This is a genomic window from Parachlamydia sp. (genome assembly GCF_050255895.1).
Lineage (GTDB): Bacteria > Chlamydiota > Chlamydiia > Chlamydiales > Parachlamydiaceae > Parachlamydia > Parachlamydia acanthamoebae.
This window is the reverse complement of record NZ_JBFWIR010000039.1, coordinates 1-16,288: the sequence shown is the minus strand read 5'-3', so window position 1 is coordinate 16,288 and position 16,288 is coordinate 1. Positions and strand designations below refer to the sequence as shown.

Genomic DNA, 16,288 nt, shown 5'->3' with positions numbered 1-16,288 from the left:
GAAGTTTAGAAAGAACCTGGTTTTTAATCAAAATTCTGCTAAAATAATGACTTTTTTATTTAGCGTGAGTTTGTTGTGTTAAAGTTAGTCCCTGATCATTGGAAAATTATTCTTCGCCAAAATTTTACTCAATGGAAAAAATTAGCTGATTTTCTCGAGCTTGATCCTTCTATTCAGCAGGAGATTTTTAAACGCCCCTCTTTCCCTTTGAATCTTCCTAAACGTTTAGCTGAAAAAATCAAAAAAAACACGCTTGATGATCCGATTTTGAAGCAATTTCTTCCGACATTAGCTGAGCAAAAACAGCTGGCGGGCTTTACTCTTGATCCAGTCGGTGATACGCAATTTACCAAAGCCCCAAAACTTTTGCATAAATACAATGGCAGAGCACTCATCGTCTGCACAAGCGCATGTGTGATGAATTGTCGTTTTTGTTTTAGACAAAATTTTGATTATGAAGTTCAAGAAAAAGGCTTTCAAAAAGAATTAGAACTAATAGCAGCGGATGAGACATTACAGGAGATTATTTTAAGTGGAGGAGACCCTCTTTCGCTGTCGGATACTGTTCTTGTCCATTTATTGGATGCCTTAAGTCATATCAAGCATGTGAAACGGGTCCGTTTTCATACTCGCTTCCCCATTGGGATTCCCGAACGCATCGATGATGCCTTTTTAAACCTGTTTGAAAATCGCCCTTTTATCACTTGGTTTGTTTTGCATACCAACCATCCAAATGAGCTTGATGATCATATTTTTCATCACTTGCATTTACTGCAAAGAAAGGGAGTCATTTTGTTGACTCAATCTGTTTTGCTAAAAGGGGTGAATGATTGTCCTAAAGTTTTATGTGAACTTTTTAATCAATTAGTTAATCGCGGAATCATCCCCTATTACCTTCATCAGTTGGATCGGGTCCAGGGAGGGGCGCACTTTGAGGTTTCTGAAGAAAGGGGAAAAGAGCTCATTCAGGAAATAGCGAAAAGCCTTCCCGGTTATGCAGTTCCCAAATATGTGAGGGAAATAGCCGGGGAGCCTAATAAGACTCCCTTGTTTTAGCTATTATAGGCCACGATAATTTCTTCTTTGATTTGTGGAAAAGGTTTTTCGGGTCCAAAAGTGTAGTCGTAAACCTCTTGACGAATGGCACCGAATTTTTCTTTATCTGTTGGAAGATTCTCTTCAATCGTTTGATAAAGTTTAGAGAATTGTTCTGGAGCAATCTCTGTACCGCAACGAAATAAGTAAAGCCCTCGATCCGTTTTAGAATCTCGCTGTTGTTTATTGAGGAAGAACATCGGTTTGTTAAATGCCAAAAAGTCGTATCCGACGGATGACATATCTCCGATGTAAATATCTGCATAGTCAAGAAGGGGGTAAACCAAAGGAAAATCCTTTAAGAAGACAATATTACTTTTGCCCTGATGTTTGCCTAAAATCTGATAGTAAGCGACGGTATCGTCGAGTTCTAAACGAGGGTGTAGCTTTACAACCAAATTATAATCGCGTGGAAGGTCCTCTAAAATGTGTTTAGATGAATCGAAGAAGCTGGTTGATTCTTCTAAATCTTGCCATGTGGGGGCATATAAAATGGTGGGATTATCGGGATTGAATTGATGTAAAACTTCTTCTTTGATGATTTTATCGTAAAAGGCTTTGTTCTTCTTATAATAAGTATAGCGATAGTTTCCAGTGATGACATAAGCATTTAGGTTCTCGTAGCTCTGGTAATGCTTGAGCTGATCTAGCATGTTTTGACCATAAATCAGCGTTATATCCTCGTTAGCACTTTTTTTTAGGTAAAAACCTTTATCGGAAAATCCATGCGGACAATGCACATTGCGAAGTCTTTTCTGATACTTCATTTCCAAGCTGAAATACTTTTCTCTAAACGCTTTTCGATCCCACAAATCAGACATAAACAAGACATCATAATTCGCGATTAAAAATTCGGGATCAAAAGCATCATAATCCACTTTTTGCGCGTTGAGGCCTGGGTAATATCTAGAGCCTAATTCGTAATCTAATTCGTCGATAAATAAAAGGGGAATGCCCATAAAAATACAGACCACGGCGAGGTGGTCTGTGTAGTGGATGTTTGCAGAAGGGTTAACACCAACCCCTTTTTTTTCTTCAGCCATATGCGTTTAAATCGTTAGAGTTGCGTTTTTTAATGCTTGATGAACAAATTCTGCACGTTTGTGCGGAATTTCTTCCTGAGGAATTTTTTCATCCCCATATTGAAATAGGAGATGAGCTCTTCGGCAAGAGAAAAAGAGTTCGTTCAATTTGTCAATGGTGATACCTGTTAGCCATCCCAAATCGGCTCCGAGCTTTAACAGGCTGATTGCGTTTAGAGCTTCGATAGCTTCTAGTTTATAGGAGTGTACCAGAACACCAAAAGCGCGGCTGACACGATCCATGACTTCCGCATTTTTTTGTTGATGCAAGTGCATACGGGCCGTGCTTTCTTCGACGATCAGTTTGGTCACGAAAGAACGGAGGGATGCGATCACGTTTTCTTCTGTTACGCCAAGTGTGTAGCGATTGCGGATAGCAATGAGATCCCCAATAATTTCGTTTGGATTGCCTTGTAAGCTTGTAATGGTTAAGGTTTCATTTCCTAGGCGTGCGATGATTTCGTTGATTTCACCTGTTTGAATAAGTGCTGAGGGTTGTATTAAGACCGTAACGGTTAGAGCGGTTCCACATTGACTTGGATCAGTGGTAAGAAAACCAAAATTAGGAGAAAAAGCATAAGTCACAACTTTTCCTAATGCGCTTTCTAGCTTAACTAAGCGAGTCCATATTTGTTCAATTTCTCCCTGGCAATCGATCCAGGTGAACTGCATATGATCTTTAACGTTAAGGGCAAGCAAAAATTCTCCCGAAGCTTCAACAATGAAAGCTTCTCCACCGTGCGCTTGTTGATATCCTTCTTCAGATAAAAAATGCTCCACGAGGAATTCTTTTTCCAATGGACCAAGTTCCTCCGAACGAATAAGGACGGGATCTGTGATTTGGTTAGATTGCAAAAGATCGTGACTAACCAGCGAAATAATTTGTTTTTTCTGTTCAGAAGAGAGCTTGATCGGAAATTTAAATTTTTCGATATTTCGGTTTAAGGTTGCCGTTGTCGCTAACCAAATCGTATTGTGGTTATTGGCCCATGGTTTCTTTTGTTGGATCAGAAAATCACTATTTTTCGTCATGGCCTTCCTCCGCATCTTTAGTGAGCTCTTTAATTTGATCGCGCAGCAAGGCTGCTTGTTCATAATCTTCACGTTGTAACGTTTCGTTCAATGCTTCATTCAGAGCTAATAAGCGCAAAGAAGAATTAATAATGGGGGCTTCTTGTGGGGTACGACCAATGTGAAAGGGGATTGATTTTTTATTGCTCGCTAAACGCGCTGGAATTTTATTAGAGCTCACCATGTCGGCTAAAAGAGCTTCTCCAAACACATCGTAGCATGTGCTACAGCCCATACGGGAACCAATGCGAACTTCTTCTAATGTTGTACCGCAATTTCCGCAAGCTAAATTGGCGCCTCCATCTCCGACACTTACGCCACCTTCTTTATGGCTTTGAACGCCGTAGAGCTTTTTCTTAAGTTCGGGGCAATCTGCACACATGCTGATATTGTTAATGCTGTTTCCGATAATTTCGGTATAACGTACCGCTATCGGTTTTTTACATTCTGTGCATTCGAGGGGGCGTTCTGGTTCTCTACCGGGAAAGAGTTGATTCTTTTTTTCTGCCATGATGGTTTTCACTTTTAATATGGATGCAGACCTATGAAGGATAAAACATCGACATATAGGATTAAAAAAATTATGGAAAAGGGATCCCTCTTAGTGAGAAGAATCAAGCTCACTATAGGAAATCAAAAGAATAAAAGTAAAGTGGGGATAAGAAAGAAAAAAATGAGTCTTGATGGACTCGAACCATCAACCCCCTCATTAAAAGTGAGGTGCTCTACCATTGAGCTAAAGACTCTTGAATGTTTTGACCCCAAGGGGATTCGAACCCCTGTTATCGGAATGAAAATCCGGTGTCCTAGACCTGACTAGACGATGGGGCCAGGGGACACAGTCTAGGGCTTGTTTCACTTGGTCACTTGCCCTTAACTTAAAGAAAACTATCTTACCGGACGTCATATTTTTGCGCAAGCATTTTTAAATCGTCGAAATCTCTTTTTCTTTTTTTGCCGCTATTTCATCAGCTAATTTACAATATTTATCTGTCAATTCTTGGATCTCTTTTTCCTGTTTTTTCATTTGATCTTCAGGGAGTTCTCCCGCTGCTTTTTGCTTACGAACCAAATCATTTGCATCGCGACGATGGTTGCGAATTGCAACTTTGGCTTCTTCTTGTTTTTTATGGCAAAGCTTAGCCATCTCTTTACGGAGAGATTCATCCATTGGAGGAATTTTGATACGCACAGCGTTTCCATCCACAATCGGCATAAATCCTAAATTGGCTCTTTCAATCGATTTTCCAATCGCGCCTGCTGTCCCAGCATCGAAAGGTGTAATAAGTAGTTGGCGAGCTTCTGGGCTGTTAATGGTTGCGATATCTCGCAGACGCATTTGGCTGCCATAGACTTCAACCGTAATCCCATCCAACATCCCAGGATTAGCTTGACCTGTACGAATGCTATTTAGATCATTTTTTAAATGCTCTAAGGCCGCTTCCATTTTTTCTTTAGTTTGTTTGACTGTACTCATTTTGAGTGCTCCTTAAATTTAATGTTCTTCAACATACGTGCCTTTTTCTATTAAAGAGGCGATATTAATTTGACCGCATTCTAGTAGCTGCATATTAAAAACGAGAATAGGGATATGATTATTTCGGCACAATGCAACGGATGTAGCATCCATGACTTCCAGTTTTTCTGCAAGAAATTGCGAGTAGCTCATCTTTCCATATTTGACCGCATCTGGATGCTTGATAGGGTCTTTGTTGTAAATGCCGTCCACTTTAGTGGCTTTAAGTAAAACATCTGCTTGAATCTCGCTGGCTCGCAATGCGGCAGCCGTATCTGTGGTAAAGTAGGGATTGCCAGTACCCCCCACAAAAATCAAAATTTTACCCTCTTTGAGCAAATTTGTGGCATCACTCCAGCGGTAGGAGGAGGCAATTTGAGGGCATTCGATCGCAGACATTACTTTTGATTGACATCCGATCGACTCCAAAGCCTGTTGTAGGACAATTCCATTCATTAAAGTGGCAAGCATGCCGACATGATCGGACGGGGTACGTGGCATGCCAAGTTCTTTTAAGTTGATTCCTCGAAAAATATTTCCTCCACCAATCACAATGCCTAGCTCATGTTGATTATCGTGAATTTTTTTCAGAGAGTGCGCAACAGATTGGCAGGTTGCATAATCGATTCCAAATTTTGTTGGACCGATCAGAATCTCACCAGAAAGTTTCAAAAGAATACGTTTATGTTTATTAGTGTGTATATCCATGCAATAGTCCGCTTAATAGTTGTTTGTCATCTAGCTAAAGCTGAATAAGTGAGTGTAAAGCTTGATTTGAGAATTTGCAAGTTCAGAATGAAGCAAAATGAGACAAAAAACAAATGACATTAAGATGAAATGCATATGCATAAAGTCTTTTTTAAATGAAAACGGCATTAGTTACAATTTATCAGTCTTTACTTCGTGTATTTTAAGAGAAGCCATTCTTTTGGTTAAAGAGGAAGGACCCCTGGAAGATTTCATTTAAGCAATTCGATTCTTGTGTAAATTGTGCCTTGCCTTTAAAATTAGGGCTCATTTTTTTAACGAGTAAACATTCATGCAAGTTATGCAATCTAATTTTTCCATGTTACCTTTTGAAATTGAGTCAAGCTGGCAAAAAGCTCTCGAGGAAGAGTTAAAAAAACCTTATCTCTTGGAGCTTGCTGTTTTTTTAGAAAAAGAACGGGCCATGGGGGCGCAGATCTATCCTCCAAAAAATTTAATTTTCAATGCACTTTGGAATACACCATTTGATCAAGTGAAAGTGGTCATTATTGGACAAGATCCTTATCACGGTCCTGGGCAAGCGCACGGATTGAGTTTTAGTGTTCCAGAAGGGATTCCCCAACCCCCTTCCCTGAAAAATATTTTCAAAGAATTAGCTGAAGATCTCGGAATTCCTGCACCCTCACATGGTTGCTTATTACATTGGGCCAAACAGGGCGTTCTGTTATTAAATGCAACCCTGACGGTTAGACAAGGAGAGCCTATGTCTCACGAAGGCAGAGGTTGGGAGCAATTTACCGATTCTATCGTAAAAGCTTTACTCATTCAAAAAAAACCAATGGTATTTATTTTGTGGGGCAAATGGGCTCAGAAAAAATGGGAACATTTCAAGAATTTGCAAGATCCCAATCAACACTTGGTACTTACAGCTGCGCATCCTTCTCCATTCTCTGCGCACCAAGGTTTTTTTGGATGCCATCATTTTTCGAAAACAAATCAGTGGCTAGAAAAACATCATTTAACTCCGATTGATTGGAAAATTGTTTAAATCCTTTTCGTTTTCTTAATAGAGTGTGGTATAATGTTCTTTTATACCATTTTTTATTTGGAGAACGATTTACATGATTTCTTTGCAAGATCTCCCATCTTCGGTTCAACATTGTGCACTTGAAGGACGCGACATTTATCTCGTCGGTACAGCTCACGTTTCTGCTCAGAGCGTGCAAGATGTGCGTGACACGATCGAAAAATTGCGACCCGATACAGTTTGCATCGAACTTTGTCCTTCTCGTTATCAATCGCTTAATCAGCAAGATGCCTGGAAGAAGATGGATCTTTTCGAAGTTGTTCGAAAAGGGAAAGCCCTCTACTTGATGGGGCACTTGATCATGAGTGGTTTTTATCAGAGAATCGGTCAGCAGCTTGGAGTAAAACCGGGAGCTGAAATGCTTGAAGGGGCACGTTTAGCTAATGAGTTAAATGCAGAGCTTGTTTTAGCTGATCGCTCGGTTGAAGTGACCATTAAGCGTGTTTGGAGAAATTTGAATTTTTGGAATCAAATGAAAGCAACCGCACACCTGCTGTCTGGTTTTTTCTTAGCAGAAGAGATAGATCAACAGTCGATTGAAGAATTAAAAAATCCTGAAAATCTTGAAAGTGCTTTACACGAATTTGCAAAAGAGTTCCCGCAAGCAAAAGAAAAAGTAATTGATGAACGGGACTGGTATTTAGCTGAAAAAATTCGAACAGCTCCAGGAAAAACAGTTGTTGCAGTCGTCGGAGCTGGACATGTGCCTGGTATTTTAACACACATTCACCATGAAACCTCTTTAAAAGAGCTGGAAGAGGTGCCTGCACCCTCAAAATGGCCAACTTATTTTAAATGGGGATTTTCAGCGTTACTCGTTGGTTTAGTTCTCTACGGTTTTCTTTCAGGGGCTTCAGAAAAGTCGATCCAATCCATTTATTTATGGGTTGCGAGCCACGCCCTTTTAGCTGGAGCAGGAACAGCACTTGCTTTTGGCCATCCTTTAGCGATTATTGCTTCATCGATCGCGGCTCCCTTTACCAGCTTAAATCCGATGATTGCTGCGGGGTGGATTGCAGGTCTTGTCCAAGCTTGGGTGAAACGCCCCACTGTTGCTGATCTTGAAAATGTTCCTTCTGCCATTACTTCTTTAAAAGGCTTTTGGACAAATCCTGTAACACGTGTTTTATTAGTGGTGATTTTAGCGAATTTGGGTAGTTCTTTAGGCACATTTATTACGAGTGCTTGGATTCTTTCTCACTCGATATAGAACAAAAAATCTTTTGTTGAATTTCAAAAAATGGGATAAGTCGGACATAAATCAATCCGCCAAGGAGGAAATATGTCTGGCTTATCTGATCTCAAAGCATGCGTTTTTACATTTCTTATCGGTTTGCTATCCGTACAACCTGTCTATTCCGACTGCAAACTTTGTGAGAAAATTCGGGAAGAAAATGCCAAAAAAATAAATCCCTATGAGTACTACGAAGATTATTTAGAAGCCGAAAAGCAAGAGAGAGATGGATCAGAAATAGAATTTTCTGAAGATGAAGTTCAGCAAAAAAAAGCGGCAGAGTAAATATTTTATGATTGCGTTGATTCTTTTTGCTGTTTGTTATTTTTTTTTCGTTCTTTTCCCAAATCGAAAAGCGGAAGTGGGTCTTTTGGGCTCGCTGGCTCTCGTTGTTCTTGGGCAAATTTCATGGGATACCGCTTTTTTTGAACTCGTCAATTGGAATGTGGTTGGCCTATTTTTAGGGACGCTTATTTTAGCGGAATTATTTTTGCTGTCGCGCGTACCCGCAGTGGTTTCCGAATGGTTAGTAGATCGTTCTAGTAATGCACGAACCGCATTGATGAGCATTTTTATTCTCACAAGCTTCATTTCCATGTTTGTCGAAAACGTCGCCGTTGTCCTATTGGTGGGCCCTGTAGCCATGACCTTATGTGAAAAATTGCGTATTTCCGCCTTTAAGCCGATGGTTTTGCTTGCCATGTTTTCGAATTTGCAGGGGACTGCGACATTAATTGGCGATCCTCCGAGTATGATCATGGGAGGGTACATGAAAATGACATTTAACGACTTTTTCGTTTATCAGGGAAAACCTAGCATTTTTTTTATTGTACAAGCTGGTACAATTGGGGCCCTTTTATATGCCTGGTATCTCCTTAAAGATGAAAAGAAGCAGGTGAAGCTAATTCCTGTTGAAACCGTGCGATCGTGGATCCCCACTTTGTTGCTCGTTCTTTTAATCTTCATCTTGGCTCTAGGCTCTTTTATCGATAAAGAAATGTCATGGTTGGCGGGAATTGCGGCGATGGGGCTTGCCTTTATTGGGATGCTATGGTTTTGGACAGGACCCCGGTGGATTCCTGTTGTAGAGATGTTGAAGAATATCGATTGGAAGACCACTCTTTTTTTTGCAAGCCTGTTTATTTTAGTGGGCGCTGTTCAAAAAGCAGGATGGATGGATGTTGCAGCAAAGGGACTATCCTCTGTTTTAGGAGAAAATAAGGTCATTTTTTTTATCGTGATCATTGGCTTGTCCATTCTGGTATCGGCGTTTGTGGATAATGTGCCTTTTTTACTCGCCGCAATTCCAGTTGTCATGGATCTCGCTAAAATCAATCAAATATCCGTTCCATTTCTTATGTTTGCATTATTGGTCGGTACATGCCTAGGAGGAAATATTACCCCCATAGGAGCTGCTGCCAATATCGTTGCTGTGGGGATTTTAGAGAAAAAAGGGCACCCCGTCAGTTTTGGAGATTACGTTCCCATAGGAATTAAATTTACAACCTGTGCTGTAATTCCCGCTGCAATCGTGCTTTGGATGATATGGGCATAAATATGGACACAGAACTTTTCAAAAAAATCCGACGCATTCAAATTCAAACCACGCACCTCGCTGAAGACATTTTGGCGGGGGCGTATCACTCGGCTTTCAAAGGCAAGGGAATGGAGTTTGAAGAAGTGCGGGAATACCAGCCCGGTGATGAAATTCGTCATATTGATTGGAATGTGACAGCCCGCATGGACCATCCCTATGTAAAAAATTTTAAAGAAGAAAGAGAGATTACCGTTATCATTCTAGTGGATATTTCATCATCCTCAAGATTTGGCAGTCAAAATTTATTGAAAAGTGAACTGATTGCAGAAATCGGAGCCGTTTTAGCGTTTTCAGCCATTAAAAACCAAGACCGTGTGGGTTCCATTCTTTTTTCTGACCAGATTGAATCCTATTTATCTCCCAAAAAAGGATCTAGGCATGTTTTAAGGGTTGTACGGGATTTGCTTGTGTTTATCCCTCAACATCAAGGGACTGACTTAGGTGCAGCACTTGCTTTTCTGGGAAAGGTTCAACGAAAGTCCGCCATTTGCTTTTTGATTTCCGATTTTTTAACAACAGGGTATGAACAGCAGGCGAAACTTATTGCTCAAGGGCATGATCTTATTTCGATTTGTATTCGAGATCCACATGAAGAGTCTTTTCCCAACTTAGGATTGCTCAATATGAAAGATCTTGAATCTAAGTCGGAAGCATTAGTTGATTCAAATCAGAATACGGATAAACTTAGGGTTGAAGCAGAAAAGCGTTTAAAGGATGCGCAATTTTTTATGAAAACCATTGGTGCTGATTTTGTTGAAATTCGCACTGATCAGCCCTATATTCCGATCTTGAGAAAGTTTTTTAAGATTCGAGGATTGAAGCGATGAAAAAAATAATCCTTTTATTTTTTTGCATGGCGACCCTCTTTTTGCAGGCTCAAGATCCCCTTTTGCAAGCAAGCATCAGGCTAATTCCAGAAAAAATTTCCTTAGATCAAACAGTTGACATTCAGTTAAATTTGAAATATCCGGAAGGATACCACACAGATATTTCGACATTGCAGGAACATTTGATGAGAAATTCCAGCTTTGATTTTTTTCCTTTTTCATTTATTTCAGAACCTAAGATTACCAAAACCTCTAGTCATGGCATCATTCAGGAAACCATCCTTTTTACTCTACAGCCAGAGATTCCAGGAACACACAAGCTTTCGTTTTTGAATATTCCTTTATATAAAGATACCATCCCGGAAAAACCAGTTGAAAATCTGATTTCGGGTATTTTTCAGGTGAGCGTCAGCATGCCTTCATCTTCGCTGAATGAAATCCAGTTTGTTCCACCACTCCCGCTTTCTGGAAAGCTTCCGATCAATCTATCTGACTCAAATAAACGGACGACAGAAACCCTCTTCTTTTCCGCAGCTTCTTTAAAAAAAACAGAAGGGGAATTGCAAGCTCGAAAATTCCCCTGGGAAAAGATTGGAGCTGCCATTTTATGTGTGTTAGCAGGATTGATTGCATGGGTCATGACGCGCGATAAACAAATCACACCTATTACAGCTCGAAAAAAAATAAAAGAATCGGAAAAAGCCTTTGTCAGCTTAAAGCGTGCTCACCTACTAGAGAAAGGGGAGCTCTCTTCTTTCATGGAACAATTAAGCGATGTTCTTAAAAAGTACTTGGAAGAACAATCTGGATTGCAGGCGGAAGTTTTGACAACCGATGAATTAGTTCCGCATGTTGCTTCCCAGAAGATTCAACAATTCTTCCTTAAGTCCGATCTTGTTAAATTTGCAGGTTATAGGCCTACTCTGGAAGAGTGCCAACAAGCCGAAGCACTTGTCAATACCTGCCTTAAACATTCTTAAGCGTATCGCCCCATTCCGCATCTTTTGCTTGCTTGTACAAATCCTTGTGTCGTTTTGAGATAATCGTTTTTTGGATGCCTTTAGATGTACATAAACGCAAATGAACATGTCCGGAACGTTTTTGAGGGTGTTCCAAAATGCGATTTTGAGACATTGTTAGAGGTTGTCTGGAAAAAATCACATAGGAAAATTTCTCATCTTCATAGCCCAACGCTCCTTCTTTGCATTGACGGTGGATACGAGAGCGCTCTACTCTTTTGAAGAAATGACACCAATCTCCTTGAGACATAGGGCATGCTCCCGCTTGCGGGCAAGGGCCTACAAGATAACCGCCCAACTCTAAAATTTGCTGACGGGCCTGAAGAATGGTTTTAAACCCTCTTTGAGAGCCTGGTTCGACAATGACTAAAAATTGTTCGGTAGATGTCCAACTTTTTTGCACTACCTCGGTGATGTCTTTAAGTTCACCCAGCACATAGGAAACGATGACCAAATCATGGGGAAAAGGGGTGAAAGTGGAAAGACATTGTGGCTTCCATTCAGTATCGGGAAATGCAGCATGTGTTGCGAGACGTTGTCCAATCTTAATCAATTGCGCATCTTGTTCGACTAGGGTGGCTTTAATTATGTGCGGAAATAAAGCCGTCGCCGCCCAAGTTCCTGTTCCAGGACCCGCTCCCAAATCTAATACAGAAGAAATTTGTGTGGTGGGAATTTGCTGCAAAATGTGTTCGATTACTTTATATATAGCCGGCATCCGTGTTACTAGGTAGGACATTCTTTCCACATTAGATTGCATCCAAGTTTCTTGATGTGCGGAAATGTAGTCTCGTTGTTCTTCTAGTCGATATCGATTCGTGAGGTTTTCGCGGGCCCTTTTCAACTCAGATAAAGAAAAGCAACCTATTTCCGACTCTATTGCCTGATTTAATTTCACAAAGCTCATAAAATTCTCTTAAAAAAATAAAAAGAAATAGTATGCACTTAGATCATTTTAAAATCCATCTAATTTATTTTGAAAAGAAAAACTAACAGAGAGAAGATCTTCTATTATGAATAATCGTTTTCGATTTGGTGGAACTGTATGGGGGGGGGGGACATTGGGGATCAGGAGAATGTTCATCGTGAGATTGAATGAAATTGTGCGCGTGCACCAAGCATAAAAAAGAATGAGCACACGCTGTAATTCAAATGCTATCAACTTTTAAAAAAAACTTTATTGCTAATTAATTCAAATAAATTAATTGGCAAATCTTTCAAGGATGAGTTTTTTATCGGAACTAACAAATGATTTTTGAATCAAGCCTTCTGGTGATCGAAAGGACTAAAATAAAATTTTTCAATACGCTTTTTTAGTTCAATTTCTTCAGGGGACTTTCTTTTTTTTTTTGATGGAGCATGCCAAACAGTTAAATATCTAAATAATAAACGAGGAACCAAATTCTTCTCTTTTGTAGGATCTACACCAAAAGAGCTTAAATATTGGTTTGCAGTATAAAGTTTGTATAGTTTGTTTTCTGATCCCATTTCCCATTGAAAGCGAGGCCCTACACCTTGCTCTTTAATGCAGCGACAGCTGTCTCTTATCTCACAAAATAAACGTGTGATGATATTTTTTTGTTTTAATGTCTTATCATTACTTTTGTATAGATCGGTAATTTTGAATGATATTTCTTTTAATTTTGCTCGGTTTATTTCATCGTAATCACAGTTTTTTTTAATTACAGATTGGATTGCTAAAGATAATTTGTCTATGTGCACTCGCCCACGATAACCTTGCACGTAAACATAGCGAAATCCAAAAAAGGAAACTCCTTCTTTAATATCTTTAGTAATTGTATATAAATCTGTAAAAGAAGATGTATTATTTAATGCTGTATTTAATTTGTTCATATAAGCTCTTTATTAAGGGGGTAATCTTTCTTTAAAAACTATTCGCGGGGCTTCTGGGATTCCAAAGGTTTTTTTTCATCATATGCCCATTGCAAATGATCTTTCGCTTCTTTGTCCCACTCCTTTTTTAAAAGGTCTCGGCACTTTACATCGATGTCGTCCGGTTTAACACCAAATTCATGGCATAAAAAAGCGAATTTTTCCAAGAGAATATGGATGCATTGACTTTCCTTCTTTCGTTTTATAGCCAGTTCATTCATCCAATTTTTCATGGCATAATCTCTATCAATGGTCAAATTTATCATCAAGTTATTTAAACCAGATCTCACCTTTGGATGAAGACCGGTGGAATTAAAATTATTCATTTCATTAATAATAGCATCTGCTACTTTAGCTGCCATTTTATAATCATAAACAAGATCTTTTTCTTCAAAATCACAAATTCTAAAAGGAGATCCAAATTTACTTTTCGGTTTTACTCTTAGCCAGTGTAAAATGGCTTTTTCTTCATAAACTTTTCCATCAGGAGCTCTCACTGGCTTTTCGAACAAAGTCCCCTGAAGTGGACAGCACAATTCCATTAAATTTTCCCTAGTATCAATAAAATCATTAAAAGCTTTTCTAATGCTTTCCTTGATTAATTTTACTTTCCATTCCTGAAATTGGGTACTCTTTTTATATGTTGACACGCATGTGGCACCTGCATCAGCCGTAATGGCCGCTATTCCAGCTCCTACACCACCTACACCAAGAGCACCTGTAGCTCCTCTCCAAGGAATTAAGCCTACACCAACTGTTACTGCAGCTATACGTGATTTGTTCTGGGATTCCAAAAAATCAATATGAGCGTAATATTCTTCATCTGTAAATGTATAGTCATTTGTTTTTGTGTAAAGCCATCTTTTTTTGCTTTTTGGAAGATTTATGTTTGCAATCGCTGCTTTCTCTGTTGACCAAGTGAAGCAACTATGTTTTCCTTTGCTAAAAATAGAATCGGTGCCAGTTATTGAAAATTTAGGGGTATTGTGTAAGTCTTTATTTATTTCTTCCAACATTTTTTTGCCGAGAGAGCTAGAAGCAAGCCATGTTGGGGTTCTGCGTTTGTACCTTAATTTTTCAGGATCGATCATTTTGGACTCAATTTCATTTCCTGTATGGTGTGAAAGACATACAAAGTATTTCCCTTCTTTAACAGGTTTGCCGTCAGCTCCAGCTACCGTTCCATCGCTGAATCCTTCTGTTATTATTTCTGCATGATTACCCTTACAGCACATTCCATAACTAATCCCTATTCCTCCTTCCGCAATTATGGTTATGGCCCATGTATATCTGTCAACTTGTTTATGTTTATCCATACGAGGTATCATTCTCAGATGACCAATTTCGACTTTGAAAGGATTTAAAGAGCTAAATTTCTGAGGATTATTTGTGATAAACAAGTGGTCAAAAATTTCTTGGTCAAAAATTTCTCTCAGTTTGTTGAGTTTTTTTGAGCTGTTAGAAAGAGAGTAATATGTTGCTTTTTTTTGTAAGTTTGCAGTAATTTTTTCCATTTTCTCTTTGCGCACTTCTAAGCTATCATTACTTGTAAATACAGCTTTTAACGCAAGTAGGCCTATTTTTTTTTCATCCGCATGATGGTTTGGTTCGGTGTTATATGAATAGCTTGCTTTGACTTGAGCATTTTTTTTTAGAAATCTGACTATTTCATCAGGAGAATCAGTATTTAATTTCTGCCATTCTTTTTTAAATGCTTCGTGTGAAGATTGATTGGATTTACTTTCAGCACACATTAATTGCAATAAGTTTATATCGAATGGCATCCTAGAATTTTTTTGCGTGCTTTTTTCAAATAACTGCCATATTAAATCATTCTTCAAGTGCAAAAGACTCAGCTCTCCATTTTCCAATATCCATTTAGCACGAACTTGACCAAACTCAGGTTGTTTCTCATCATTTATGATTGGCTCGGATTTAGTTAAATCGCGGATAGTTTTTTCTATAGGTGTACCAGGTAAAGTTGGTATACAGCCTCTTGACAAATTATAAGAAATTTTATCGAACAATTCATAATTTAGTCTATCACCATCTTGCGCAATGGTCAAGATCACATCATCCGCGACCCATTCGCGAAAATAAGGTTTTTTTGTTTCTTTTGCTTCATCTTTTTTTTGACTAGTTGAGCCTGCAATACCGGGGACACTCTTTTGGCAGAGTTGATAGGTTGAAAGTGAACAATTCATAAATAAATTCCCTTATCGAATTAAGTTATTTTTTACTAATGGCGGATAATTTTTTTTAAATTTAGCATTTTTCGAGGAAGAACTTTAAAAATGAAGTTATTTTATTAGGACGTTTTTCAATGGAATAATTAATCGATTTTTTCATTTGCATTTCTTGGATTTTTCATCGAAAAAAATTGAGGCCGGTGGCCTCTCTGAACGTCATATTATTTGTATCCTTAAAAAGTTATAGACAAAAAAATATTATCGCTACGATATAGCTCGCATGAAAATAAATCAAACAAAATGTTTTTATATTAGACATTGTTAATAAAAAAAAGATTGTGTTGAAGAGGTAATACTTTAATACTTATTCATTACAAGTAATTTATGCATTTAAGTCTTTCCTTCTGGGTGTGTGAGTATGATTTCATCAATAAAATTTAGCCGTCATGATATGCTGATATTAAAATTCGACAAATTTCATTTGGTGCAATCTTTTCCAAAATAGTTCTTCCGATTATCTCTTTTTGCTTCTTCTATTTACAGATTAGATCCAGCGTTTTCGCATGTCTTTTGTACCCATTTTAATAGTTCAGATCCCATAGTTCAATCTAGATGAGATCAAGGAACGAATTCGAAAATCCCTGTTCGAACGCGTTTCATTAGATAGAATTGTCGAGACCCAGGTTGCTTGAATTTATGGAGATTGCAATATTTTCCAGATGACTTAAATGCAACGGTCATTGCAGAAAATAATAGACTTCTTTCGAAATTCCTTACGGCAACTCCAAATTGTGTATCCCCGCGATCAGGTTAAATCTTAAGCCAAACCGTTTTCTTCGATTTCTATACCTATCACTTATAATCTTAAATCTTTTTAAGCTGCCTATAACATTCTCATTTACAACTCTTTCTGACGCGATTTCTCTATTTTGTTGTTTTTCTTCCGCTGTTAATGGCTTCTTCTTACTTG

General features: G+C 38.6%; 16 protein-coding genes and 2 tRNA genes. 7 read left to right on the top strand and 11 right to left on the bottom strand.

All coding sequences use genetic code 11. The features are described from left to right. Nucleotides 1-75: 75 nt before the first annotated feature. Complete coding sequence (locus tag AB7E63_RS08125) at nucleotides 76-1,056, top strand: KamA family radical SAM protein (protein WP_006340727.1); 981 nt, start codon at nucleotides 76-78, stop codon at nucleotides 1,054-1,056. Here AB7E63_RS08125 and AB7E63_RS08120 read toward each other — a convergent pair. From AB7E63_RS08120 to pyrH, 7 genes are all read right to left on the bottom strand, one after another. Beyond that, entirely contained in the window at nucleotides 1,053-2,138 is a 1,086-nt protein-coding gene (locus tag AB7E63_RS08120; RefSeq protein ID WP_006340728.1) for a CDP-glycerol glycerophosphotransferase family protein, read from the bottom strand. The two genes, AB7E63_RS08125 and AB7E63_RS08120, sit on opposite strands and share 4 nt — an antisense overlap. A gap of 6 nt (nucleotides 2,139-2,144) precedes the next feature. Next, nucleotides 2,145-3,209 carry a protein arginine kinase gene (locus AB7E63_RS08115; RefSeq protein WP_006340729.1) on the bottom strand — a complete coding sequence of 355 codons (1,065 nt, stop codon included), beginning with the start codon at nucleotides 3,207-3,209 and terminating at the stop codon, nucleotides 2,145-2,147. Next, nucleotides 3,196-3,759, bottom strand: coding sequence for a UvrB/UvrC motif-containing protein (locus tag AB7E63_RS08110; protein WP_013924081.1), 564 nt, complete (start codon nucleotides 3,757-3,759; stop codon nucleotides 3,196-3,198). Before AB7E63_RS08110 ends, AB7E63_RS08115 begins: the two co-directional genes overlap by 14 nt. Before the next feature lie 163 nt (nucleotides 3,760-3,922). Continuing rightward, a tRNA-Lys gene (locus AB7E63_RS08105) sits at nucleotides 3,923-3,994 on the bottom strand. 10 nt (nucleotides 3,995-4,004) lie between these two features. After that, nucleotides 4,005-4,079 (bottom strand) — tRNA-Glu (locus AB7E63_RS08100). A 94-nt stretch (nucleotides 4,080-4,173) separates the two neighbouring features. Next, nucleotides 4,174-4,725 (bottom strand): ribosome recycling factor, encoded by a 552-nt coding sequence (gene frr, locus AB7E63_RS08095; protein WP_006340731.1) that lies wholly within the window; start codon nucleotides 4,723-4,725, stop codon nucleotides 4,174-4,176. Between the two features lie 18 nt (nucleotides 4,726-4,743). Then, the gene (gene pyrH / locus AB7E63_RS08090) at nucleotides 4,744-5,472 is read right to left on the bottom strand and encodes a UMP kinase (protein WP_036746031.1); all 729 of its coding nucleotides are present in this window, start codon (nucleotides 5,470-5,472) and stop codon (nucleotides 4,744-4,746) included. 331 nt (nucleotides 5,473-5,803) lie between these two features. Between pyrH and ung the strand changes: the two genes are divergently transcribed. The 6 genes from ung to AB7E63_RS08060 all read left to right on the top strand — a co-directional run bounded on the left by ung (nucleotide 5,804) and on the right by AB7E63_RS08060 (nucleotide 11,197). Next, nucleotides 5,804-6,520: a uracil-DNA glycosylase gene (ung, locus tag AB7E63_RS08085; protein WP_006340734.1), complete on the top strand. Its 717-nt coding sequence runs from the start codon at nucleotides 5,804-5,806 to the stop codon at nucleotides 6,518-6,520. Nucleotides 6,521-6,593: 73 nt separating this feature from the next. Beyond that, the gene (locus AB7E63_RS08080) at nucleotides 6,594-7,769 is read left to right on the top strand and encodes a TraB/GumN family protein (protein ID WP_006340735.1); all 1,176 of its coding nucleotides are present in this window, start codon (nucleotides 6,594-6,596) and stop codon (nucleotides 7,767-7,769) included. Between the two features lie 72 nt (nucleotides 7,770-7,841). After that, nucleotides 7,842-8,078, top strand: coding sequence for a hypothetical protein (locus AB7E63_RS08075; protein ID WP_006340736.1), 237 nt, complete (start codon nucleotides 7,842-7,844; stop codon nucleotides 8,076-8,078). Between the two features lie 7 nt (nucleotides 8,079-8,085). Further along, nucleotides 8,086-9,348: an SLC13 family permease gene (locus AB7E63_RS08070; RefSeq protein ID WP_006340737.1), complete on the top strand. Its 1,263-nt coding sequence runs from the start codon at nucleotides 8,086-8,088 to the stop codon at nucleotides 9,346-9,348. 2 nt (nucleotides 9,349-9,350) lie between these two features. Beyond that, nucleotides 9,351-10,217: a DUF58 domain-containing protein gene (locus AB7E63_RS08065; RefSeq protein WP_006340738.1), complete on the top strand. Its 867-nt coding sequence runs from the start codon at nucleotides 9,351-9,353 to the stop codon at nucleotides 10,215-10,217. Further along, a complete protein-coding gene (locus AB7E63_RS08060) occupies nucleotides 10,214-11,197 on the top strand; it encodes a hypothetical protein (protein ID WP_006340739.1) in 984 nt (327 codons plus the stop codon). Before AB7E63_RS08065 ends, AB7E63_RS08060 begins: the two co-directional genes overlap by 4 nt. Here AB7E63_RS08060 and AB7E63_RS08055 read toward each other — a convergent pair. The 4 genes from AB7E63_RS08055 to AB7E63_RS08040 form a co-directional block, all read right to left on the bottom strand. Beyond that, on the bottom strand, nucleotides 11,184-12,143 hold the full coding sequence (locus AB7E63_RS08055) for a small ribosomal subunit Rsm22 family protein (RefSeq protein WP_006340740.1): 960 nt from the start codon (nucleotides 12,141-12,143) through the stop codon (nucleotides 11,184-11,186). The two genes, AB7E63_RS08060 and AB7E63_RS08055, sit on opposite strands and share 14 nt — an antisense overlap. 353 nt (nucleotides 12,144-12,496) lie before the next feature. Next, nucleotides 12,497-13,090, bottom strand: coding sequence for a hypothetical protein (locus tag AB7E63_RS08050; RefSeq protein ID WP_428419156.1), 594 nt, complete (start codon nucleotides 13,088-13,090; stop codon nucleotides 12,497-12,499). A gap of 38 nt (nucleotides 13,091-13,128) precedes the next feature. After that, on the bottom strand, nucleotides 13,129-15,195 hold the full coding sequence (locus tag AB7E63_RS08045; RefSeq protein ID WP_428419154.1) for a U-box domain-containing protein: 2,067 nt from the start codon (nucleotides 15,193-15,195) through the stop codon (nucleotides 13,129-13,131). An 896-nt stretch (nucleotides 15,196-16,091) separates the two neighbouring features. Continuing rightward, the coding region (locus AB7E63_RS08040) for a transposase family protein (RefSeq protein WP_428419152.1) at nucleotides 16,092-16,288 on the bottom strand (197 nt) is incomplete at its 5' end.